At 32.7% G+C, this 25148-nt stretch carries 23 protein-coding genes and 1 riboswitch; of the genes, 4 read left to right on the top strand and 19 right to left on the bottom strand.

All coding sequences use genetic code 11. The annotated features are described in order from the left end of the window. Positions 1 to 19: 19 nt before the first annotated feature. The 13 genes from QTL86_RS18660 to QTL86_RS18600 all read right to left on the bottom strand — a co-directional run bounded on the left by QTL86_RS18660 (position 20) and on the right by QTL86_RS18600 (position 13576). Positions 20 to 1750: an AAA family ATPase gene (locus QTL86_RS18660; protein WP_410495698.1), complete on the bottom strand. Its 1731-nt coding sequence runs from the start codon at positions 1748 to 1750 to the stop codon at positions 20 to 22. A 36-nt stretch (positions 1751 to 1786) separates the two neighbouring features. Then, entirely contained in the window at positions 1787 to 2086 is a 300-nt protein-coding gene (locus QTL86_RS18655; RefSeq protein ID WP_013659157.1) for an ATP-dependent Clp protease adaptor ClpS, read from the bottom strand. 116 nt (positions 2087 to 2202) lie between these two features. After that, complete coding sequence (locus QTL86_RS18650; RefSeq protein ID WP_410495697.1) at positions 2203 to 2967, bottom strand: DUF2087 domain-containing protein; 765 nt, start codon at positions 2965 to 2967, stop codon at positions 2203 to 2205. A gap of 314 nt (positions 2968 to 3281) precedes the next feature. Continuing rightward, on the bottom strand, positions 3282 to 3647 hold the full coding sequence (locus QTL86_RS18645) for a hypothetical protein (protein WP_013659159.1): 366 nt from the start codon (positions 3645 to 3647) through the stop codon (positions 3282 to 3284). A gap of 132 nt (positions 3648 to 3779) precedes the next feature. Then, entirely contained in the window at positions 3780 to 4664 is an 885-nt protein-coding gene (locus QTL86_RS18640) for a YitT family protein (protein ID WP_410495696.1), read from the bottom strand. Positions 4665 to 4821: 157 nt separating this feature from the next. Continuing rightward, a complete protein-coding gene (locus tag QTL86_RS18635) occupies positions 4822 to 5145 on the bottom strand; it encodes a hypothetical protein (protein WP_127065041.1) in 324 nt (107 codons plus the stop codon). 103 nt (positions 5146 to 5248) lie between these two features. After that, on the bottom strand, positions 5249 to 5809 hold the full coding sequence (locus QTL86_RS18630; RefSeq protein ID WP_127065042.1) for a biotin transporter BioY: 561 nt from the start codon (positions 5807 to 5809) through the stop codon (positions 5249 to 5251). A 143-nt stretch (positions 5810 to 5952) separates the two neighbouring features. Further along, a complete protein-coding gene (locus QTL86_RS18625; protein WP_410495695.1) occupies positions 5953 to 8004 on the bottom strand; it encodes a GNAT family N-acetyltransferase in 2052 nt (683 codons plus the stop codon). A 207-nt stretch (positions 8005 to 8211) separates the two neighbouring features. Then, positions 8212 to 8349, bottom strand: a complete 138-nt coding sequence (locus tag QTL86_RS18620) for a hypothetical protein (RefSeq protein ID WP_410495694.1) — start codon at positions 8347 to 8349, stop codon at positions 8212 to 8214. 93 nt (positions 8350 to 8442) lie between these two features. Further along, the gene (locus tag QTL86_RS18615) at positions 8443 to 9552 is read right to left on the bottom strand and encodes a stalk domain-containing protein (RefSeq protein ID WP_410495693.1); all 1110 of its coding nucleotides are present in this window, start codon (positions 9550 to 9552) and stop codon (positions 8443 to 8445) included. Between the two features lie 65 nt (positions 9553 to 9617). Next, on the bottom strand, positions 9618 to 11396 hold the full coding sequence (locus QTL86_RS18610; RefSeq protein ID WP_410495692.1) for a M3 family oligoendopeptidase: 1779 nt from the start codon (positions 11394 to 11396) through the stop codon (positions 9618 to 9620). Between the two features lie 95 nt (positions 11397 to 11491). Next, entirely contained in the window at positions 11492 to 11944 is a 453-nt protein-coding gene (locus QTL86_RS18605; protein WP_013659167.1) for a DUF6882 domain-containing protein, read from the bottom strand. A gap of 90 nt (positions 11945 to 12034) precedes the next feature. Beyond that, positions 12035 to 13576: an FAD-dependent oxidoreductase gene (locus QTL86_RS18600; RefSeq protein ID WP_410495691.1), complete on the bottom strand. Its 1542-nt coding sequence runs from the start codon at positions 13574 to 13576 to the stop codon at positions 12035 to 12037. 359 nt (positions 13577 to 13935) lie between these two features. Here QTL86_RS18600 and asd point away from each other — a divergent pair, with 359 nt between their 5' ends. Further along, a complete protein-coding gene (gene asd, locus QTL86_RS18595; RefSeq protein WP_410495690.1) occupies positions 13936 to 15027 on the top strand; it encodes an aspartate-semialdehyde dehydrogenase in 1092 nt (363 codons plus the stop codon). 365 nt (positions 15028 to 15392) lie between these two features. Next, entirely contained in the window at positions 15393 to 16397 is a 1005-nt protein-coding gene (locus QTL86_RS18590; protein WP_410495689.1) for a patatin-like phospholipase family protein, read from the top strand. A gap of 229 nt (positions 16398 to 16626) precedes the next feature. Here QTL86_RS18590 and QTL86_RS18585 read toward each other — a convergent pair whose 3' ends face one another. Then, positions 16627 to 16926: a hypothetical protein gene (locus QTL86_RS18585; protein ID WP_127065049.1), complete on the bottom strand. Its 300-nt coding sequence runs from the start codon at positions 16924 to 16926 to the stop codon at positions 16627 to 16629. Between the two features lie 140 nt (positions 16927 to 17066). Further along, entirely contained in the window at positions 17067 to 18773 is a 1707-nt protein-coding gene (locus tag QTL86_RS18580; protein ID WP_410495688.1) for a proline--tRNA ligase, read from the bottom strand. 550 nt (positions 18774 to 19323) lie between these two features. Further along, positions 19324 to 19424: riboswitch (TPP riboswitch) on the top strand. A gap of 86 nt (positions 19425 to 19510) precedes the next feature. On the opposite strand from QTL86_RS18580, the gene thiT reads away from it, so the two are divergent. Continuing rightward, positions 19511 to 20176, top strand: coding sequence for an energy-coupled thiamine transporter ThiT (gene thiT / locus QTL86_RS18575; protein WP_410495687.1), 666 nt, complete (start codon positions 19511 to 19513; stop codon positions 20174 to 20176). A gap of 143 nt (positions 20177 to 20319) precedes the next feature. On the opposite strand, the gene QTL86_RS18570 is transcribed toward thiT, so the two are convergent. The 3 genes from QTL86_RS18570 to kduD all read right to left on the bottom strand — a co-directional run bounded on the left by QTL86_RS18570 (position 20320) and on the right by kduD (position 22358). Next, positions 20320 to 20616 (bottom strand): hypothetical protein, encoded by a 297-nt coding sequence (locus QTL86_RS18570; protein WP_410495686.1) that lies wholly within the window; start codon positions 20614 to 20616, stop codon positions 20320 to 20322. Between the two features lie 11 nt (positions 20617 to 20627). Beyond that, on the bottom strand, positions 20628 to 21389 hold the full coding sequence (locus QTL86_RS18565) for an IclR family transcriptional regulator (RefSeq protein WP_127065053.1): 762 nt from the start codon (positions 21387 to 21389) through the stop codon (positions 20628 to 20630). 195 nt (positions 21390 to 21584) lie between these two features. After that, positions 21585 to 22358 (bottom strand): 2-dehydro-3-deoxy-D-gluconate 5-dehydrogenase KduD, encoded by a 774-nt coding sequence (kduD, locus tag QTL86_RS18560; RefSeq protein ID WP_410495685.1) that lies wholly within the window; start codon positions 22356 to 22358, stop codon positions 21585 to 21587. A gap of 429 nt (positions 22359 to 22787) precedes the next feature. On the opposite strand from kduD, the gene QTL86_RS18555 reads away from it, so the two are divergent. After that, positions 22788 to 23387 (top strand): HEAT repeat domain-containing protein, encoded by a 600-nt coding sequence (locus QTL86_RS18555; protein WP_410495684.1) that lies wholly within the window; start codon positions 22788 to 22790, stop codon positions 23385 to 23387. Positions 23388 to 23602: 215 nt separating this feature from the next. On the opposite strand, the gene QTL86_RS18550 is transcribed toward QTL86_RS18555, so the two are convergent. Then, on the bottom strand, positions 23603 to 24919 hold the full coding sequence (locus tag QTL86_RS18550) for an IS4 family transposase (RefSeq protein WP_410495683.1): 1317 nt from the start codon (positions 24917 to 24919) through the stop codon (positions 23603 to 23605). Between the last annotated feature and the right edge of the window lie 229 nt (positions 24920 to 25148).

The raw sequence follows: 25148 nt of genomic DNA, 5'->3' as shown, positions 1-25148 counted from the left end.
AACAAAAAAGCTATAACCATCAATATTTATAACGGTTATAGTCCCTATAATTTTTTATTTCTATATTTTTGTCTAGATAATCAAGCAAAAGTACACAGTAGGGAGACTTTCTAATTGCATCTGTTAATAAACCGCCTTCTTCATATCCTATATATCCAGGTGGTGAACCTATTAACTTTGAGGCAGTATGCTTTTCTGTATATTCACTCATATCAAAACGTATCAGCTTGATACCTAACTCATTAGCTAAACATTTTGCAATTTCAGTTTTACCTACTCCTGTTGGTCCTACAAAAAGCAAGCTAGCTATAGGCTTATTCATTTCACTTAGCCCTGCTCTAGATAATTTAATACTCATTACTACTTGTTCGATTGCTTTATCCTGTCCAAACACCTGTCTTTTTAAGTTCTGTTCTAATTGTCCTAATACCTGTACTTCATTTTTTTCTATCTTTTGCTGCGGTATATGACATATCTTAGATAATGTTTGCTCTATAATAGATAAATCTATAATAGGTTTCTTTTTACGATTTTTAGATCCACTATCATATACTGTATAATAGGCCCCTGCCTCATCAAGTAAATCTATAGCCTTATCTGGTAGAAATCGATCATTCATATATTGCTGACTTAATTGTACAGCACCTCTAATGGCTTCATCTGTATAGGTTACCCCATGATAAGCTTCATAACTAGACTTTAATCCTCTTAAAATAGTAATAGCCTCTTCTATACTAGGTTCTATTACTTCAATAGCTTGAAATCTTCTAACAAGTCCTTTATCTTTTTCAACATACTTTTTATATTCCTCAAAAGTAGTCGCACCAATAAACTTTATACTTCCTTCTGTTAAGTATGGTTTTAATAAATTAGATGCATCTAAAGAACCTGCTCCTAAAGAACCTGCTCCCACGATATTATGAATCTCATCTATATAAACAATAGGTTTATATTGCTTCTTTAAAATATCCAAAATCTTTTTTAAACGCTTTTCAAAATCTCCTCTATATTGTGTACCTGCTAAAGTGGCTCCTAAATCCAAGCTGAAAATTTGAGCCCCTTCTAATACTTTAGGAACCTTTCCCTCATTTAATAATTGTGCAATTCCCATTGTAATAGCTGTTTTTCCCACTCCAGGTTCACCTATATGAATAGGATTATTCTTGTTTTTTCTACAAAGTACTTGTATTGTACGTTTTAAGATTTCCTCTCGTCCTATAAGTGGCTCATTACTTGCTGCTACAACTTTATTTAAATTGGTTACATACTTGGCTATACTCTCTATATCCTTTTCTTCTGAAGTAGTTTGTTCCTCTTGCTCTTCCTCTTCATCAGAAGGCTTCTCTAGTTGTGTGCTATCATCATCTTGTGCATGACAAAGCTCGAATAATAAATCCCTTAAAGTAACGCCCTGCTCTAAAATATAATAAACACCATAACTTTCTGGCAAACCCATAATCCCTGATAGCAAGTGATCTAATTCAATCTGTTCTTTCCCACTATTAATTACCTGTTCACTTGCTCGTATATATACTTGCTGTAAGCTAAAACTTTCTATTGGTTCTATATCTTCTTTCTTTTCTAGGTTTTCTTCCAGATATCCTTCTAAATTAGTTTTGAGCACTTGAATATCTCCATTACAAGCTTCAAATGCATCACAAAATACAGATACATCACACATAACTAGCAATATGTGCTCAGGCGTAATGTATTCATGTTTATAATTACAAGCCAGTTCTTTAGCTTTCATAATAAGCCTACTGACGACCTTTGAAATATACACCTTCTACACCTCTTCTACACTTAGTTTAAATGGAAATCCTTCTTCTTTTGCCCAAGACATAGCTGTTCCAGCTTTAGTCATTGCAATATCATATGAGTAAATACCAGCCACACCATGTCCTGCTTTATGAACATCCATCATAATCTTTTCTGCCTCTGCTGCACTCTTATTAAATATCTGTGTTAATACCTCAACAACAAATTCCATTGTTGTGTAATCATCGTTAAACATAATAACCTGATATTGCTTAGGCAATTTTACCTTAGCTTTTATTTTTTGGTTTAAATCATGATTTGGTTTCATAAATTTCCTCTCCAATAGCTTATTGATACTATTATATCACATCAAAATAAAAGATAGCTTATTTCCTCCCTTACTTCTTGGAACAAGCTATCTTTTTATTATACTATTATTTTATTTTATGCACCCTTTACCCAGTAGATACCACCTTTTTCTGTACGGCTTAAAAAGCCATACTCTAATAGTTCTCTTTTCAAAAGTGAATAATCAATATAAATATTCATTAATAGACGGTTAACTTCTACATCCTCGTATTTCTCTCCTTTTGAAAAATGCTCTGTAATATATTCTAATATAACTTTCCTTGCCTTTTCTGTATTAGGATAACTTCTTAATCTACCTGAAAGTGTTATATGATTCTCAAGTATCTTCCTCTTATCTCGATCAGGCATGCCTAGATTCTGATTAATGGTATAAATATATCCTTCTTGATTTGAACACACATCCCATGAGCTATGCTCCGTATTTTGCTTTTCCCCCAGTAAACTCATTACTGTCAAAAATACTTTTGCTTGTTTTTCCTTTTCTCTTAATTTATAACGATGATTACGAATAGTCGATCCTGCCACCCCTAAATAATTAGCTATCTCCTTATCTGATAAACCACTTGCAAATAGATTAATTAACTCTAGCTGTAATTCTGATAAACCCATAGTATTTGGAGACATTTTTAATAGATATGCTAATACTGAATGATGTACCTCTTGAATATGTAACAGAACTGCTTTCTGAGCATCAAATAATTTACCATGTATAGAATAAATTTCTCCCTTAGAAAAATACTGTCCACATAAAAGACAGGTATACCCTTGATCCCCTTCCTTATATCCCCTTAATAATTCTTCATTTGAGGCATTTTCAAATAATGCTATCTCTAATTGCATGACTCTCCTCCTCTTTTGTAATCATATTCTATTATTGTAATTTTTTTACATTTTTTATTATAATAACTCTTTTTCCATAAATTGTCTACAACTTTAAGAACATTTTATCCATTCGTTGATATGAACTTATCTCCGGCTCTACATTAGGTTGAAATAGGTTTTTCTTTGAAACTATTGTGAAGCATATAATTATCCTATAAAAATAATTAAAACTTTTTCAAACAAAAAAGCACCATATAACTAGTATACATTTCTAGCTATATAGAGCTTTTTTCATCTGCATTAACAAGTATTAACTTCTAGGCACATCTATTTTATGTCCGTTCCTTATATTGCTCTAAGTATTCTATCAAGCGCGGCCTATCCTCTTTATTGATCTGATATTTTAAAATATTGATAGCTCCATATTGTCCCTTAAAAATAATAATACTATTTCTTTTAAGGGCAACATCTGAGATATTATATGTATATATTTTAATACTTCTTCCTAATCTCTTTATTTCTATCTCATTATCTCTAATTTCAATTTCTTTTATCCATATGACTGTTACATAGTAGATAAACCATCCTGCACATAGGGCTATCGTCCATATTCCTACTTGACTCACAAAACATAATATTAACATTATGATTATAATTCCACCAATAAACCACTCATTTTTGCTTCCCTTAATGCGCACTCGATCACCTCATTTATTGTTGTTAGTTAACTCTATAAATAATTATATACCAATGTAAATATTTTGTATATTTCTATTAATCAAGTACAGCGTAATAGGACTATCCTATTGATAGTCCTATTATGCTAAACCCTATGCTAATGAATTATATTCCTCTATAAAACCTTCTCCTAATACCTCTCTTACATCTGCTATCGTCACAAATGCGGCTTTATCAATCTCTCTTACTAACTCTCTAAGCTTGGTGATCTCTTTTTGTGACACAACAACAAATAACATTTCCTTATCTTGCTTTGTATACATTCCCTTTGCCTTAATCCCCGTTACACCTCGAGGTATTTTTTGCATAATTGCCTCTGAAATCTCTACATTTTTGTCTGACATAATAAATGCCGCCTTAGCATAATTCATTCCTTCAAGTACATTGGTAATAACCTTAGAAGTAATAAAAACTGCAATAATAGCATACATTGCTTTTGTTGAACCAAAAACCATCATTCCGGCTAAAATAATAATTGCATCAATAGCTAACATTAATTTTGCAATAGGAAATCTGGTATGCTTAAATTTAATAATAGTTGCTAACATATCCGTGCCACCTGTGGTAGCCCCTGCTTTTAACACAACACCTATACCTAACCCTAGAATAGCACCACCGAATACTCCTCCTAATAAAAGATCATTATTAACCTTCAATATATTAGGAATAAATTCTGTATACCAAAGTGCTGCAGTTAATAAACCTACTGCCCATAGTGATTTTTTTGCAAATTCGAATCCTCTTTGCTTAATACTAATAATAAAAAGTGGAATATTTAAAACTAAATTGGTAACCCATAATGGAATTTCAAACCCTAAAGTCTCTACAGATACTTCTTTAACTATAATCGTTACACCCGATAAGCCACCTGTAACAAGTCCTAATGGTGATGTAAACCAGTTAATGCCTAATGCTAGTATAGTAGTTCCTAGCAAAATCATTAGAAATTCTTTTTTTGTAATTAATAACTTCTTCATGTTGTCTCCTTCCTCTGCTGTGCTTAGTAAGTTCATTAATTAGCTTTATACACACAAAAAGAAAAGCCGTTATTAGTAACAGCTTTTCCCTTTTTTACTTATTATAACCTATTAAACATATTTTGTATAATCCTATTATCCAAATAATTTCATACCTCTATCTACTTTGAGATTCGATCTGCATTGTAATGTACCCTTCTTCTTTTTGAATGCTTAACTTCTTTGCCTCTAAATGGAGCTCAAAATTGGCAAAGCTTGAAAACAAATCAACATCTCTTAAAACATGAACAGTCACCCATTTAGAAAGAGGTGTTGTACGAACCAATATTGCTCTAGACATAGGAAACTGTATACGAGACATTCCTGCTACTTCTAAATTTAGATTAAGAGGATAGGAATATGTTTCAATAAAAAAATCCTGATCTCCTTCCCTCTCAATAACTCTTGCCTCTAAGTTAGTTCTGAATAATTCATGTTCCATGGACTACCCTTTCTAATAATCAATCTTTTTTTATATTTACCTTATCCTCTTATTATTTTAGTGTCAACACCTCATTATTAATGACGATACATATTGTTAAATTCTAAATGCATAAATTTGCTTTTTTTAGAGATGATTTGAGTATAGGGCCCACGACAGTGGCTATTATAATTTTAATGCCATCACCTACTAAAAATGGAAGCACACAACTGCTTAATGCCCCTACTAAGCTTACTTTCATTTGATACATAAACCAAATAGTTCCTAATGCATAGGCTATAGCCGTTCCTAAAATCATTCCTGCAACATACATATATACTTTTCCTTCAAATCGCTCTATGCAATAACCACTAATAATAGCTAAGAAAATAAAGCCTATTAAATAGCCTCCTGTAGGACCTGCTAGTTTTCCTACTCCTCCGGTAAATCCTGAGAATACAGGAAGACCGATAAGACCAATTAATAAGTAGATACAATAACTTATTGTCCCCTTTTTGGAACCCAATATAAACACTGTTATGTAGATTACTAAATTTGTTAATGAAATAGGTACTCCACCTGGTAATTGAATAGATAATGGCGCTAGAATACATGTAATTGCTGCCATTAAAGCTATAAGTACCATTTGATAAGTTTGAGATTTTTTGTTATCTAACTTTTGCATATTTTTATTCCTCCTTATATAATAAACTTCCCCTTTTTCTGTTATTATAGGAGCCTTACCGCCAATTTGTCAACACATTTAATTTTACCGGTTTACAATTATCATTAAAAAAAAGGACATTGGAAATGTCCTTTTTCTATATCTTACTTTTCAGTTTCAATTTCTTTAATTACTTTTGCCGGATTACCACCTATTAACACATTATCTGGCACATCTGCTAATACTACTGAGCCAGGTACGACAACCACATTATCCCCTATAGTAACACCTGGGTTAATGATTGAGCCTCCACCAATCCACACATTATTTCCTATGGTAATAGGTTTAGCATATTCATAACCTATACTTCTCTTCTCAGGATTTAAAGGGTATGCGGAGGTATAGATTCCTACTTGAGGAGATAAAATACAATTATCGCCTATTTTGACCTGGCAACTATCTAAAATAACACATTCATAACCAGCATAAAAATTATCTCCAATATGAATATTATAGCCATAATCACATCTAAAATTAGGTTCAATGTGTATATATTCTCCTGTAGAACCAAAAAGCTCTTTTAATATTTTTATAGTAGACTTTTTATCTTCTACATCAGTATTGTTAAACTCTCTTAATAACCTTCTTGCACGTCGTTTATCATTAGCGAACTCATCTCCCCATGCAATATAAAGTTCACCTGCTAGCATCTTTTCTTTTTCAGTCTTAATATGTACTTCTATCTCTGTCGATGCTGTACCTATATTCTCAAGGATTTTTTCTTCTTCACTAGCATCATCTTTAACAGGTCTAATAAGCGCCGCTATTTCTGCTTCATCTAGCTGTAGTTTAGGTATTTGTATCTCCCTATCATCCTCTATCAATTCATCTTCTGCATATTCTTCATCATCTTCGTAGTCACTATAGTCCTCGTCATCTTCATCATTACTATATTCTTCATGATCTTCATCATCACTATAGTCCTCATCATCTTCATCATCGCTGTATTCTTCATGATCTTCATCATATTCTTCACTTTCATCGATTTCATATAAAGTAGCTTCTTCCGCTACTTCTTCTATATCTTCAAAATCATCTTCAAATTCTTGATCTAATTCAGAAATTTTTTGTTCTAAACTTTCATGCTCTAACTTAATTGGACGATGTTTTATCTTCTCTATTGGTATACCAAAAATAGACTTTCTTTTTTGCTTTGCATCCTCTTCTTGTAATATCTCTCTAGCTTTCTCAGCTTCTTGTATTAGCCTTTCTGTCTCCTCGGCTTCTTGCCTTAACCTTTCTGCTTCTTCTGCTTCTTGCCTTAATCTTTCTGCTTCTTCTGCTTCTTGCCTTAATCTTTCTGTTTCTTCTGCTTCTTGCCTTAACCTTTCTGCTTCTTCTGCTTCTTGCCTTAACCTTTCTGCTTCTTCTGCTTCTTGCCTTAATCTTTCTGCTTCTTCTGCTTCTTCTGCTTCTTGCCTTAACCTTTCTGCTTCTTCTGCTTCTTGCCTTAACCTTTCTGCTTCTTCTGCTTCTTGCCTTAACCTTTCTGCTTCTTCTGCTTCTTGCCTTAATCTTTCTGCTTCTTCTGCTTCTTGCCTTAATCTTTCTGCTTCTTCTGCTTCTTGTCTTAATCTTTCCGCTTCTTCTGCTTCTTGTCTTAATCTTTCCGCTTCTTCCTGTATTTTCTGTAATAATTCCTCTTCTTCTATTTGTTCCTTACTTTTCTCTGGTATACGATATTCATATAATGATACTGTTCTATTTTCTATAGAAGATGGTGATTCCTTAATATAAGTCGCCCCTAATTTTTCATAGAATCCATTAGCAAACGGGTCACTAAATATGTATAGTTTCTCTATACCATTTTCTCTACAATACTCCTGGGCATATTCCATTAATTCTGTTCCAATGCCACTTCTTATATAAGCTGGGCGAATATAAATATGGTCTAACCAATAACCCTGGCTAATAAATACTTCACCATTCCAATGTTCTTGATTTACCTCAACAATAGAGAAATATCCGATAATAGTATCTTTCTTCTGCGCTACATATACAATATTCTGCTCAATGTAATCCTCTGTTATAGTAAGTTCATCATGCCATACTTCAAAATATTCTTCTGGATAATTCCAATAACGCTTTGCTCCAAATGATATACTCGTTAAGAATAATGCGTCTGTTGCTAATGCTCTTCTTATAGTAAGCTCCATGCTATATATCCCCCTTTAAATAGGTGCTTCTGACTTCCCTCTTATAAGTTTTTCCTATTGTACTTTAGTAAAATATCCTATATAAAAAATATACTGTAATTATCTTGTATCATCAATAGATTTTTGAATATATTCTTAATATTTTAAATTAAATTTTGAACAAAAAAAGTCATCGTATATGTAGATTTTATACGATGACTTTTTTTATTACTTTTTAAGAATATCCCCTACACCTTGAGTCCCAGAGCTTACGGTATGTTTATACCCACTAGTAGAATTTTTCGCTTCTTTTGTATTATCTATTCTGCTTTGCATTTCGCTTGCTAAATCTCTATTCTTCGACATGGTATTCTCCTATACTAGTTAGTCACTAACTCATTAATTTTGTATTATCTTGACTCTCTATAAGAGTTTGCCCCATGTATTTTAAACTATTCATTATATACCATACTTATTAATTTCATTATATTCATAGTCATAAGTTGCTATTGTAGTATTATTATTAGAATCATATACAATGCCTTGTATATCATAATCTGTTTCACTTTCTATATCTCTAGCAATATCTCTTAAAGATGTTCTAAGAGTAGTATCTGTATCTAATCCTTTATTCATATTCCATGCATCTTTAATAGATGATGTCACATCAATGTAGATTTTAAAAGTAACTATCTCTCTACTATCACTTATAGATGCCTCGACCTTATTGATACTAATACTTTGACTATAATCTTTAATATAAATGCTACTTGTCTTTTTAACAGCATTAATAACATCAGTCTCATCAAAATCATAGTTGCTTCCATAAGTTAAAGTATCTTTTTTAGAATATGAGAATTCGTATTTATCCGTATTGCTTCCTGTATAAATAATAGTTCCATCAATAATAATATCATCATGTCTGTCTCGTACAGTATCACATACATCCTCTACAAAATTCTTGATTTCCCTAGTTGATAGCTTATTGAAAGCCTTATTCTCAGCAGATGTATCATAAGAAATCTTAACACTTAGTCTACTTCCAGAGACTCTTACTCTAAAATCTAGTTCTATATCATCAAAGTAATCTTCGTACAGCCTCTCTAGCTCATTTTCAGTCGCAGTAAGCTCTGTTCCTAAAATATCTGTTCCTGAGGTTTGGTCATACCCACTGCTACTAGAGGTAGAAGTAACTCCACTTGATTTTAATTTTGCTAATTCTTGTTTAAGGGAGGCAATTTCATAGTCTTTAGCTCTTAATTCTGTTTGTAAACTTAAAACCGAAGAATAATTAGAACCACTTGTAACATATAAATTACCATTTGATTGATCCCAATTAATTTCTAAGCCTACTGCATCACAAAATGTTCTTGCTGGTAAATAGGTGGTTCCATCAATTGAAATAGGAACAGTAGATAAATATTTTTGCCCTCCATTGTAATAAAAGTTAACCGGATGATAATTAACCGATTTATTCTTTTTATATCCTGCTGCTTGCATAGGAATACAGGCAAGTAATGCTCCTACTGTAATTGCTATCAAACACTTTTTCTTATTTATTAATTGCATAACAATTCTCCCCCTGTATAAAATTTAAAGCTATACCATTTTTATCGTCTTAATCTAGATAAAACTTAAATTTCATAACTTAACTTCATAAATTCATTGATATCTTCTTCAATAATAGCTAATGAATTCTTCCAAAATGCTGCATCAGTTACATCTATATTAATTGTTCTTGTAACATCTTCTATCTTTAATTTACCTGTTACAGCTAATAGCTTTTTATAATCCTCCACAAAGCTAGTTCCTCTTTTAAGATACTCCGCATATAGACCTTTAGCAAAAAGAAGACCAAATGCATAAGGGAAGTTATAGAAATTAGCATCTGCATAATAATAATGACTCTTCCACGTCCACATATATGGATGTAAGTACTCTTGATCTAGTCCATCTCCGTAAGCCTCTTTTTGTGCCTCTACCATTAATTCTTTAATGCGTTTTACTGTTAAAGGACTATCTTCTCTTTCTTTAAATACATTAGTTTCAAACAAATACCTAGAATAAATATCTACAATAACCTGAGTACTATCGCTAATTTCTGTTTCTAAAATAGCAAACGCTTCTTCTTTTGATCCCTCTTTAATAGCAGCTTTTTTGACGATTGTCTCACAGAAAGTAGATGCTGTCTCAGCTAAAGGCATAGGATAGTTAGTATTTAAAATACTTTCCTCCTTAAGGCATTCTCCGTGAAAACCATGTCCTAGCTCATGTGCCATGGTAATAGTATCGCTTAGATTATCCCCATAGTTAAGGAGAATTCTACTTTCACCAATGCTATGAACAGCGCAGCAAAAAGCTCCACCTACCTTACCTTCTTTAGGTAGTACATCTATCCATTTATGCTCCATCGCCTTTTTAGCATAATCCCCTAAACTATTATCAAAACTTCTAAATTGTTTTTCAACAAAAGCTTTTCCTTGTTCATAAGAATACTTCATTTCTTTTTCAATAACAGGTGCATACAGCTCATAAAATGGTAAGCCATTATTATATCCTAGCATCTCCGCTTTTCTTCTAAGATATTTTCTAAAGGTAGGTAAGCTTTCTTTCATAGCACTAAGCATAGCATCTAAGGTCGCCTTACTCATTCTTGAGTCTTCTAATGTCATAGCAAGTGGTGACTCATAACCTCTCATTTTGGAAACAGTAATAACCTCTCCTTTAATGCCGTTTAATGCTGCTGCTATTCCATCTTCTATCTTTTTATAAGAATCAATTTCTGCTAAATAAGCCTTTTTTCTTAGGTCTGCATTTTTTTCATATACCATATTAAGTACTACCGTTAATGGTAATTCTTCCTTTTTACCTTCAACCTCAATTTCTACTTTATGATTAGAAATAAGTAAGTTCTTGTAATTTACCCAAGCTGTTGAACCTGTATTTTTCATTTTAGCTAACAGTACTTCTTCTTTCTCACTCAAGAGATGTTTACTATGTTCTACTATTTCTTGAAGGAAAAATCTAAAAGATTGTAAAAAGGTAGAGTGATCAATAATGGCATTAATATCTTTGATTTCACTAATCCACTTGCTAATTTTAGTTTCTGCTTCTGCCAAATCACTTTGTTTTTGGTCAATAATATCAGCGTATTTGTTACCTTCCTCATCTTTAGAATTAACACTTACAGTAAGTTCTGAGAATACACCCAACTTTTCAAAGGTTAAGCTTATCTTCTCAGCTAATGCTATGTAAGCTTCTAGTTTTTTCTGCTCGTCTTCATGATTTTCAGTCATTTCTGTTGCTAACTTGTTCATTTCTTTAATATACGTATCTAACTTTGCTAAATCTCCTTGAAAAGCTTCTCCTGAGAAAGACTCATATAATTCCTTTAAACTCCAATTCAAATCCATTTGTTTTCTCCCTTTCTGCTTATATATTTCTAAAAAACCATTAATAAACATATTCAGCTATCAAAACTCATATGTTTATCAATGGTTTATACTTACTATTTTACATTTTTAAGTGCTAGAAAAAGATAGCTTTCATCAGCTACAATGCGATAGATGCCTTGTGCTTTAAGCTTATAGACGCTCACAAAAGCTAAATCCTTCGCTACTATTTCCTCACATTCAAAACTACCCTGTTCAAATACATTATATCCTGTTTCCTGAGCTAAATCTTTTAGGGTATTAGCTTCTTCTCTAATACTCTCTGATAGATTTTCATTATTCCAAGCCCATACCCAACTATGATCTTCATATCCCCATGAACCAATGCAAGCTACTTCAAAGCGCAATACTTCTCCATTATCCTTTTTTAATTCAAGACTTTTGTTAGCTTGACTAAAGCTATAGGTTTGATACGTATTCAGAGCATACTTCTGTGTTAAGTTACTTTGTTTTATTTTAACTTCCTGCTGACACTTCATTAAAAATGCTTCAAAATCCTTATCCGTCATTACTTTCTCCTTTAAACAACTTCTTTTACTTCCTACTCTTAACTTAACACTTTTTCCTTCTTTTGTGAACACTACTAACCCTATTCTATGCTAAATTAGATTAGGATGTATTTTATTTTTACCTTCCTTATATCCATTTAATTTATGAGTGCTTGGTCCTTCTAGAACCTCCCCATCTATATTAAATCTTGAACCATGGAATGGACAATCCCAACTCTTTTCAGCACTATTCCATCTTAATCTAGCACCTACATGAGGACAAATAATATCCACAATATGATAATGTTCTTCTTCGTCTTGATAAATACCATATACATTACCGTCTTCTAGCTCTGCTACTATAGCTTCCCCCTTATCTGGAAAAGTATCTTTGGGGACGGTTCTTAATTTTCCTTGGATATAGTTTTTAATTCCCTCTATATTATGATTAATAAAAGTTTTTCCTTTGTAAGCTGACACCCTTTGCGGATTAAATAAGTCTTCAAAAGGACTCGTACCCATTAATAATAAATCTTTTAGAACAAGTGCTGCATTGGTGGCGTTACTCATTCCCCATTTATTAAATCCTGTAGCTACATATATATTATGATATTTGCTACCATTTAAGTATCCAATATAGGGAACGCTATCGGGTGTAACATAGTCTTGCAAAGACCACTGACTATATACCTCATCGCTATTAAATACTTCTTTTCCAAACTGCTTTAATTCTTCAAAATGAGTAGCTTCATATTGATCATCTCCTACTCTATGATGCCCTCCACCTATAAGGACTATATCCTGCTCGTAAATAGGCCTAATAGATCTAATAGGACTATCTACTGAAATAAAACTGCCCTTAGGTAATTTTTCTTTGTCTACCTTTAAACCTAGTACATATATTCTTTGCATATTAAGCCTTGTAAAATATAAGCCCAGACCATCATACATAGGATAATGAGAAGCTATAACTATTCTCCTAGCAGATACTTTACAGCCTTTATCTGTTTCTAACACACTTACTTCTCCTGGCACCAATCTAGTAATTGGTGTTTCTTCAAATATACATCCCCCATCTGCTGTAAATTTTTCTGCCAAGCTGGATATATACTTCTTAGGGTTAAATAATGCAGCGCCCTCCCATTCTAATGCAGCCTTTACTTTTATAGGAAGTGGAATCTGGTCCTTATAATTGACCTCAATTCCCAACCTTTTGCATGCTTCTGCTTCATCTTGAATAGCCTTGATGTACTTTTCATCCGTCGTATAAATATACGATGGCATATTCATAAAATTACACTCAATTTGTTCTTTAGAAATAGTTTCTTTAACAAATTCTATAGCTTTCCTATTAGCATCTGCATACTGTTTTGCTTTTCCTGGACTTTTAGTATGCATTAATTTATCATAAATAAGCCCATGTTGTATCGTTAGCTTAGCTGTTGTACGTAAGGAAGTACCCATCCCAATCTGATTCGCTTCAAAAACAGCCACTCTTTTCCCCATATGCTTTAATAAATATGCTAGTGTTATACCAGCTAGACCTCCTCCAATTATTGCAAACTCTACTTCCATATCTTCTTTTAAACAAGGATATAATTTACTTTCTGTATTATTTAAAAAAATAGGGGCATGTTTCTCCAACTTACTCATCACTATTCCTTTCCTCTACAAGACTCATCTGTAGTGTTTTATTTAATAACTATTATGAATGCTTTTCTAATTTATTATCCTTGTTTTTCTTATAGGATTATTTCATTAGAGAAACTCTTTTTATCCTTATATTTCATATTCTAATAAGTAATATTGTATGTTACCCTTAGTGTAAATTCTATTTTAGAGTTGTCTTAATAATCCACTGTGAAATATGAATAAAAATACTACACATTTTATAGATATTCATAATAATTTGTCAATTTTATCAAAAAATTATATAATATATTGTCATTTAGTTATTTACTTAGTAAAATAGAGTAATTAGTAAGATATTAAAAAGGTAAAGGTGATTAATGATGGAGAAAAAATTAAAAGTAGGTATCGTTGGTGGTACTGGTATGGTAGGTCAACGCTTTTTAGCTTTACTTGAAAACCACCCTTATTTTGATGTAAAAGTAATCGCTGCAAGCAGTCGTTCTGCTGGTCAAACTTATGAAAAAGCTGTTGAAGGCAGATGGAAAATGAGTACATCTATTCCTGAGACTGTAAAAAATCTAATTGTATTAGATGCTGCTAAGGTTGAGGAAGTTGCTTCTCAAGTTGACTTCATCTTCTGTGCTGTTGATATGAAAAAAGATGAAATCAAAGCTTTAGAAGAAGCATATGCTAAAACTGAAACACCTGTTGTTTCAAACAACTCTGCTCATAGATGGACACCAGATGTACCAATGGTTATTCCTGAAATTAATGATGAGCACTTAAAAGTTATTGAGGCTCAAAGAAAACGTCTTGGTACAACAAAAGGTTTCATCGCAGTTAAACCAAACTGCTCTATTCAAAGTTATGTACCTATGCTTTCTGCTTTACTTGATTATGAACCAACTACTGTAGTAGCTTCTACTTACCAAGCTATTTCTGGCGCTGGTAAGACCTTCAAAGAATGGCCAGAAATGATTGATAATGTTATTCCATACATTGGTGGAGAAGAAGAAAAAAGTGAACAAGAACCTCTTAGAATTTGGGGTAAAGTAGAAAATGATGCAATTGTTAAAGCTACTAGCCCTGTTATTACAACACAATGTATTCGTGTACCTGTCTTAGATGGACATCTTGCAACTGTGTTTGTTTCATTCAAGAAAAAACCAACTAAAGAACAAATCCTTGAATCTTGGAAAAATTATAAAGGTAAACCTCAAGAGCTTAATCTTCCAAGTGCACCAAAACAATTCATTACTTATTTCGAAGAAGATAACAGACCTCAAACAGGTTTGGATCGTAATACTGAAAAAGGTATGGGTGTATGTGTGGGTCGTTTAAGAGAAGATACTGTTTATGATTACAAATTTGTAGGTCTTTCTCATAATACTGTAAGAGGTGCTGCTGGCGGTGCTGTTCTTATCGCTGAACTTCTTACAGCTGAAGGCTATATTACAAGTAAAGAATCTTAGATTACAAAATGGTGTTGTTGCATAATTAATATTTATAAGTGTTTAAGAATAAAAGGTCGATGAAACTAGAATATTTAAACTAGTTTCATCGACCTTTTATTCTTATTACCCAACCTAACCATAGATTGTGCCATTTATCATTACAACAAACTGATTCAATATAATCATTATTTAATTTTATCTTTATTATTCTAAAATACACAATTCTAAATAAACATTTGTGCTTATATATTTTCATTAAGATACCATGTATTTGATTTGCAGAATAAATATATATTAATTATCAAAATATTGTAATTGGTTATTTATAGAATTCTAATATTTAATTATTCTAAATATAATATTATTAGAGTTATAAATATTAGGTGATTTTCTTGAGTCTTCCTTATAAAAATCTTGTTTTCTCTGGTGGTGGCGTATTAGGCATTGCTTACCTAGGTGTGTTAGACTACTTATACAAAATCAATCTTCCCCCACAAATATTACGTGTGGCTGGTACTTCTGCAGGAGCCATAACTGCTTGTCTCACTTCTTTCAATCTTTCCTTTGATGATCTAAAAGAAATAGCTGATTCACTAGATTATAATAAGGTCCCCGGTAAAGATGATGTTAGTGTTGATTCAAAGTCACCCCCTAGGTATTTTACACAATCAATCAAATCACACCTGGATAATATTTTTGGTAATGCCGAGTGTGTTTATAGACTCATTACACAGTTTGGTTGGTATTCTTCTAGTTATCTTTATGAATGGATAAAGGAACAGATTGCTAGTCAATTTAACTCTGATTTAAAATTACCACCATATACTTTTTCTGATTTTAAAAATACCGCTATCCATAAAGACCAAAATCCATTTAAAGATTTGTATATAGTAGGGACCGACTCTTCCAAAAGTACTTCCATCATCTTTTCTTACGAGTTTACTCCGAATATGGAAGTAGCAGAAGCCGTACGCATTTCTATGTCTGTTCCCCTTTTATTTGAAGCCATTAAATCCTCACCATTTTCTTCTTCAAAAGACTCACCTCAAGTTTATGTAGATGGCGGCCTCCTTTATAACTATCCCATTAATATTTTTGATAGCCTTTCACCACAAAAAGAAACTCTAGGAACTTATTTCAAAAATGCGCTGCCTCCTGCTTCTATCAATAATCTAGTAGATTTTATTTCTAGTACCATCTCATGCACAACAAGGCTTCAAGCACTACTATTTCAGGAAAACAAATCTAACCTTGCTCGTAGTATACCGATTTTTACTAGCGATATTCAACCTATGAATTTCAACATTACTGTAGGGGATCCAACTTATCTCTTCCTATACGAACAAGGCTATCTCGGAACAGAGGTATTCTTTTCTCTTTTATCCTAAGTGCTTAATTTAAAATATGAATTAAACAAAATATAATATTTCACATTTCTTTAAAACATAATATTTTTAATATTTTTGTTTATGTGTTTTTTGTTTGTTAAATATGCTTATTTGGTCTTTTTAAGGTCATAAAATAAGTGACAAAGAAAGTTAAGTAGCGCATAAAGCCATAAGCTTTAAATAAAAAAGAGGCAATGAGTATTAATACCATTGCCTCCATTTTTAATTATTATCTTAAGTTATTTCTTAGTTTATCAAACAAACTATCTTCAAAAACAAAATCAATTAAAGCCCATATGGTTCCCAATAAAAATCCTTGCGGAAACTCTCCGGCCCCTACTAAAACAGTTATAAACAGCGCTATAATTGCTAATACCCCAAATATAGTATATTGATATACTTTTTTCTTTTTTAATAATGCTCTCGTTTTCTTTTGTAAAGATTCAAATACTTTTATCTCCATTTTATTAAAACCTTCACAAAGGAAACTAAATGAAATAAATCCAAGTAATATACCTAAAAAAATCATGCCTGTTCCTCCCTAGTTATCTTATGTTAAATACTTTTATTGATTTTTAAGCCTCATTTCTTTAAATAGAAAGTCGCTTGCATAATCCTATGCAAGCGACTCATGTGCTACTTCTATTATCAATTACTCTTATGAATTTCTTATGATAATTCTGCAATAAGAGCAGCTACTTCTTTTTCTACATCTCCAAGGTCTACAAGTTTTTTAACGCTCTTATCTCTAGTCATAAGCTCTACTTTACCTTCTTTTAGATTCTTTTCACCTACAACTACCCTTACTGGAATACCAAGTAAGTCTGCATCAGCAAATTGTACACCTGCACCTACATTTCTATCATCCATGATTACTTCATATTTACTGCTAAGTTTGTTATAGATTTCATTTCCGATAGCATCCATATCTATTTTCTTACTCTTAAGTACACAGATATGCACTTGCCATGGTGCTACTGACATTGGCCAAATTGGTCCCCATTCATCATGACGCGCTTCGATAATACAAGCAAGCAATCTACCTACACCAATTCCATAGCAACCCATAATAGGTGTTTTAGCTTTACCATCTGAATCAATATAGGTCATTCCCATACTTTCAGAATATCTTGTTCCAAGCTGGAATATATTTCCCACTTCTACACCACGTTTAAATTGTAATTTACCATGGCAACATGGACATTCTTGACCTTCTAATACTTCTGCCACATCATGGAAGTCAGCATCTTTAATGTCTCTTGAAATACTAATACCTTTAATATGATAGTCTTTTTTATTGCCACCTACTACAAGGTTTTTCTCATTTCTAAGTGACTCATCAAAGATAATCTTTGCATCTCTTGCATCTAGATTGTATGGTCCCATAAATCCAAAACAAAGATTTGGAGTATCTTCGTATTTCTCAAATGGTGTAATAGTAGCTTTAACTACCTTTTGTAATTTAGCTTCATTAACTTGAAGATCTCCTCTAATAAATACAATAAGAGGTTCTTTATGTCCTTCCATCTCAAATACACAAGCTTTTAAAGTTTTGTCAGCTGTTACGCCTAACATATTTGCTACTTCTTCAATGGTATGTGCATTTGGTGTGTGTACTTCTTCAATAGTACCTTCCTCTGTAGTTGCTACTGGTAATTTACCTGTTGCAACTTCCATATTAGATTGGTAGTCACAGCTATCACAAATAATGATTGTATCTTCTCCGATATCTGTAAGAAGCATGAACTCATGTGCTACTTTACCACCCATCATACCTGTATCTGATTGTACACATACTGTTTCTGGCACACCTGCTCTAGCAAATATTCTATGATATGCTTGTAAGCATTGTTCATAGTAAGCTTCTAAGTCTTCTTGTGAAGTGTGGAAAGAGTAAGCATCTTTCATTGTGAACTCACGCACACGGATAAGACCACCTCTTGCTCTTGGTTCATCTCTAAATTTAGTTTGGATTTGATAAATCATAAATGGATAGTTGTTGTAAGATTTAGCTTCTGTTCTAGCTAAATGAACAGCTGCCTCTTCATGTGTCATACCTAATACCATGTCTTTGCCGCCTCTATCTTTGAAACGAACAAGTTCACTTCCTACTGCATCAAAACGTCCTGACTCTCTCCAAAGATCTCCTGGTAAAGCCACTGGAAAGAGAACTTCTTGACCATCAATAGCATCCATTTCTTGACGAATGATATTTTCAATCTTAGATACGACTCTTTTTGCTGGTGGTAATAGAGAATAAATACCATTTGTTACTTGTCTTACATAACCACCTCTTAATAAATAAATATGACTAATACTAGTTGCTTCGCCTGGTTTTTCTTTGAATCTTTCTCCTAGGAGCTTACTCATTAACATAGCACTTCATCCTTTTCTTTTATTATTTTATTCATGATCACTTCATCAATTGTCTATTCCAAGCAGATACTTCATCAAAAAAGGCCCCATGCATCAAATATGCATAGGGGCCTTTATCTATCCGGCGGTACCACCCTAATTAATCACAACATGTCTATCAATTATTAGCTTAATAGAAGTTATGAATATCTCAAGTTTCTCTATAACGGGAGTTCCCGCTGCACTTATGATTTCATGCAGAGCTTAGAGCTTGGACAATATGTGCTTGCTTTAGAAGCCTTTCACCCGGTGGGCTTCCTCTCTTTATAATTACTTGAAAGCAAATCTCACTTATTGATTTCTCGTCATCACTAGTTTATCAGTATTAATTATCTATTATAAGAATAAACATCCCTCATAGCCTTGTCAAGTACCTACCATAAATTGCGCTTTCCGAACTCATTCCATTAATTCATTAGGTTTAACTCACTCGCATTTAAAAGGATAATTTAAGTTAATCATAATTATTTGACTATTTATCCCTATGGTGCTATAATTTGCTCAATAATAAATATGATGCTAGGGGAGCTTTCGAGCTGAGAGTGCATATGGTGCAGACCCTTTAACTTGTCCACGGATAATGCCGCAGCAAGGAAGCGAATGTGCGATACGATTAGTTTTGCCACACATTCGTGTGGTTATTTTTATGCCACTTTGTACCCCCTAGCAAATTAAATATATTTGAAGGGGGTTTTATTATGCCTAATATTTTTGCTAAATTAAGCGAAGTTAGTTTAGTATCATGGAGTATTATTTTTGTTATTGCTATTTTATCTATTGGTGGATTATTAATTATTTCAAAGAAGGATAAGCATGCCAGCTCTACCATCACCACTAAAACGATTGTTTATGGTGGTATGTGTGTCGCCCTTTCCTTTATTCTGTCTTACATCAGACTTTATAAAATGCCTCAAGGTGGTTCTATTACTTTAGCTAGCATGTTTCCTATTATTTTATATTCTCTCGTTTTCGGGCCTGTTCCTGGTATTATTGCTGGTGTTGCATATGGATTTATGCAGTTTATTCAAGATCCTAGTATGGTTCACTGGGCACAATTATTCCTAGACTATCCTTTAGCATTCGCTTGCCTTGGTCTTGCTGGATTTGCACCAAAACTTTCTAAAAATATCCAGGTAGGAACTACTATTGGTATCATCATCTCAGTACTTAGCCGTACTATCATGCATATTATTTCTGGTGTGGTTTTCTTTGCTGAGTATGCAGGAGAACAGTCACCTTTGATTTACTCCATCATTTATAATGCTTCTTACCTAGTTCCTGAATTAATTATTACTTTAGTACTTGCCCTAATTATTGTCTCCACCCCTGTCTATTCACAATTAAAGCGTTCAACATTTATATAATAACTCTTTTTATAAATTAACTTTAAAAAGGTACGCCTGCTAAGAAATTTTTCTTCACAGACTTACCTTTTTTTCTACTATAATCTCATTATTTACTCGTTTGTTACCTTGCAAACCTTCTTATTATAATTCACTTTTTTTACTTAGTCTCTTTTTAAAACCCGGATTACAAACAGTGATATTAGACTGGCACTAGCTACTAGTAAAAGCTTCTTTATTTTACCTTCTTGTTCCTTGACTTCTGGAGAAAACACAGAGACCTTTCTCTCTACGTCCTGAAATTCACCTAGTTCTTCATCTAAGTAGACTTGTGCCTTTTCTCTTAATTTACTCTTGTACTTATAGTTCTTCACTATACTTACAATAGCTAGAATGCTACTTATAATCGTTACTACTTGTAAAATTAGTTCTATAGTTCTTAGTACTTTGCATTTACTCATCTTCCATCCTCCTAATACTTAGTATATCCTAGCCTTCTTGATATATCCCTTGCTGTCTCTTTGATTAATGTAATATGTTCTGCTCTTTTATCTGTAATGAACTGAGGTTCTTTTCCTCCTACGCTAATAGCGGCTATAATCTGCCCTCTATAATCATAAATAGGTGCTGCTATACAAAAAATACCTTCCTCATGTTCTTCGTTATCTATAGCATAACCTTGTTTTCTAGCTTCTTTGATTTCATCCAATACACTTTCCGGTGATGTTAATGTCCTGTGAGTAAATATCTCAAATGTTACTTTGGATAGTTCACTCAAAATTTCTTCATCGGTATTCTGAGATAGAAGAATCTTACCCACTCCCGATGCATACAGAGGAATTCTTTTGCCAATTTGAGAGTACATACGAAATGCATTTATACTTTCTATCTTTTCTATAAATACCGCTTCATTCCCCTCTAAAATAGCCATCTGAACAGGTAAGCCTAAAATATGAACTAATTTTCTTAAATAAGGTGCCGCTTCTGTTTTCAGCTCAATATTGTTGAGTTTCATACTACTTAATTCTACTAGTTTAAGACCCACCTTATAGTTATTGCCTTCTCTCTCAATAAACCCTCTATTTTCTAGTGTAGCTAATAAACGATGAACTGTTATTTTATTTAATTCTAAAATACTTTCAAATTCTTTGGGCTGCATACCTTCTGGATGCTCTGCTAAGATTTCTAAAAGTTGTAATGCACGGTCTACTGTCTGCAGTATCGCCTTAGCCATACATCTCACCCAGCTTTCTGTCTATATTATTTAACTCCTATTATATATGAATGAATAATATAAAACAATCTACCGTTTCATGACTAATCATGTATTTATTTACTGCAAAAATAAAAGATATAACCTTTCTAATGGTTATATCTTTCATGTAATACTCGAATGCTCTATTAAATCCTTATTAATCATTATTACCTTTTATCTCGCTAGCCATCCTCCATCTACTGCTAGAGTATATCCATTGATATACTCTGCTGCTTCTGAAGCTAAAAAGACTGCTGCTCCTGCTAAATCTTCGGGAGTTCCCCAACGCCCAGCAGGTATACGTTCTAAAATACTTGTTTGTCTCTCTTCGTCACTTCTTAAAGCTGCTGTATTATCTGTTGCCATATAGCCTGGTGCAATAGCATTAATATTAATATTAATATGATGCACCGCCCATTCATTTGCCATTGATTTTGTAATACCCATTATGGCACTCTTACTTGCTGTATAGGAAGGTACACGAATCCCACCTTGAAAAGATAGCATAGAAGCTATATTGATAATCTTTCCGCCATTTCCTTGTAAAATAAACTGTTTTGCTACTGCTTGTGATAAGAAGAATGTTGTCTTTAAGTTAATATTAATAACATCATCCCAGTTTTTCTCTGAAAAGTCTATAGTATCTTCTCTTCTAATAATCCCCGCATTATTTACTAAAATATCAACTTTCCCAAATGCCTTTAATGTTTCTTGTAGAATCTCAGCTATTGACTCTTGTGAAATCAAGTTAGCTTTGATTCCAATAAATCTTCTTCCTAATTCTTTTACTTTATCTTCTGTCCCTGACAAATCTGTTGTTCCAACCCCAACGATGTCCGCTCCTGCACTAGCTAATCCTACTGCTATACCCTGCCCTAAACCTCTTGTTGCGCCAGTTACAATTGCTACTTTACCTGCTAATGAAAATTTATTCAATATATTATTCATCCTATATCCCTCCATTATTGTTTCTATTTCTGCCCTCTAATCTTCTTTCTAGATGAGCTTATTTTTGATAAATAGGTTTACGAAATTTATTATTTTTTGTTTCACCTTGCAATACGGTTGCTCATTTTATTTCATTATATGTAACAATGTTTCTTATAATGTAATAATATTACTTTTATATCTAGACGTCAACACTATTTTATTAATTATTTTTTTAACGATATCTATTGATTATCAAAGACTTAGTTAAGTTTATATCAAAGTATATTCCTTTCCTCAGCCTCGTCATCCATCTCCCAATTTAAGCATTTTATATGATTAATTTTGTACTATTGTGTAGATAATTTTATAGATAACGCTACATTAATTCGCCTAATTATTTACAGTTTTTATGCTACACTTTTAAAAAACTCATGGAGAGAGGTACAAATGAAAAAATTAAATATATTTACACCCTGCATTTTTTTGCTGCTTTTTTGCTCTATAATCTGTGTATTACTTGCTTATCCTGGCCTTAATACCATAGAGGCAGCTACTACGCATCAATCTATTAGTTTAGAAAGTTTAGCAATCAAACAAAAAGATTTAGAAGCCACATTAGAAGCGTTAAAACTAGACTTAGCTAAAACCTCTGATAGCCTCAATTCTTATAACCAAAGGCTCTCTATTGTAGAAAGCAACATCACTACTACTCAAACAATGTTGGTTTCTTATTATATGGATAAATTATCAGATCCTACTTATGTCACTACTTATAATACAGACTATACTTGGTATACTGCAGCAGAAGCACTTGGAGAGCTAGGAAAACCTTCTATCCCTGCTCTTATTAAACGTTTAGATACTACTAATCCCTATGAACGGTCACTCGTATTTTATGCTCTTCTTCTAGCTTCTCAAGCTGAAAATGTTAAAGTTTTTGCGGGGAATGATTATATCCATACTCATTTAGACTTTAATACTAATACTCATAACGCTCAAAAAATGATAGCTTTAGAATGGTGGGAAAAGTATAAAAGTTACTTTTAACTCTTCTATAAATATGTCATGCTCACTCCTAATATAGATATTTTAAAAAGGTATGTCTCTCTCATAGGCAATGTCATTAAGTTAACATTGTGATAGAAACGCATCCCTAGGAAAAGAAGTTGAAGATTTATTTCTTCAGCTTCTTTTTCTATTTCCAGGTACCACAAATAGACAGATTTGCATCTGCCTCAAAATTTATATTCTTTTACAAATATTTATGCTACTCTATAAAGGAAGCCATGAAAAAGCTTGATAGTTAAGTTTCGTTCCCTATGCCTATTAGGCCGTACAGGAATGAGATTTCTTGCGATTATGACTTCTAAATCAGGTGATGTTGCTTTTCCATGATAGAATAACCTACACATATGCACTGCAACTGAGAAATTTGCTTTATATGTATGCTTTCTTTGCTTTTTTTCAATGACTACGTGCCATGTAATCATTTCTGCAAAGTTATACATTATCATATGTGCATAGATTTCTTGTTGGATACACATCACCTTTTTTGAATGAAAATCTAACATTCCAATCGTATATTTCAAATCTCGAAAAGATGTTTCAATCCCACAACGAGAAGCATACAGTTTTTTCACCTCATCAGGAGGATACTTTTCACTGTTTAGATTTGTAACTATTGTTTCATAGGAAGTTTCTGAAATAGGAAATCTCACTATTCGGAAGTGTAATTCATAGAATTTAGCAGGTTCAGATTTCTTGTTTTTAAGTGGTAAATAATCAAACGGTTGGGCTGAAGAAACACTTCGATAATGATTTTTGTCTTTGAAAAGTTCTTTGACTGCATTCGTTTTCTTTCTTGTAAGTTTTAAAGAAATATCAATATCAAAACAGTCTGTTTTGGGTAAATCCAATCCATTCTTTATACCATTAATTCCATCTTTGACACGAATAAGAAAGAACCATCCTTTTTCTTGAATGTGAGCCATGCTGTTGAAAGATTCATAACCTCTATCAGCTATCACGAGTGCTTTAGGAATTTCAGAACGATCAACCATTTCTTGTAGAGCGTTATGTTCATTCTTTTCTTTAGATTTTTGTATTATCACATCATGATAAATAGAATAATTTATATTATACAACGCATTTATATGCAGAAGATTATATGATTTTCTTCCATCTTTTCCAGAATGAAATGAATTTAAATCATCAGGATTGGTAGGAATCTGTACATCAGACCCATCAACAGCAAGTATGGGCATATCTTCATTAAAGTTATCTATAAGTTTACTTGAAAAGCCGTCAAATATCTTCTTAAACGCTTCAAGCTTTATCTTTTTTCTCTGCTGAACAAACGCAGAAGAAGTTGGTGTATCTGCAGATGCACCAAATAGATCTAATAATTCGTTTGTAAGGCTCCCACTTCCCATTCCAATAATTCCAGCTAAAATTTTATTCATGGGCAATTTCCTTTTGCGTAAAAAATCACTACCTGGATTGGTACAATAATCTTGCGGATTGTCAGCTATCTTTTGGATTTCATCTACTAAAAGCTTTTTAATTTGTTTGAGTTTCATATGTGTCCTCCTTGTAACTAAGTTTCCTTTAATTACAAGGGCCGCTCTCACTACCTCTTTATTCAATCAGTGGTGAGAGCGGCCGCACATTTTCTTTGTCTTGTCAACTACTTTTTCAAAAAAAGATCCCTATACCATTTGATTGGTATAGAGATCTTTTTTCGTCATCTTAACTTAATGACATTACTCTCACAGGAGGCATACCTTTTTAATTATGTTTTTCACATAA

The organism is Cellulosilyticum sp. ST5 (genome assembly GCF_046529625.1).
GTDB classification, from domain to species: domain Bacteria; phylum Bacillota; class Clostridia; order Lachnospirales; family Cellulosilyticaceae; genus Cellulosilyticum; species Cellulosilyticum lentocellum.
This window is presented reverse-complemented; position numbering and strand designations above follow the sequence as displayed.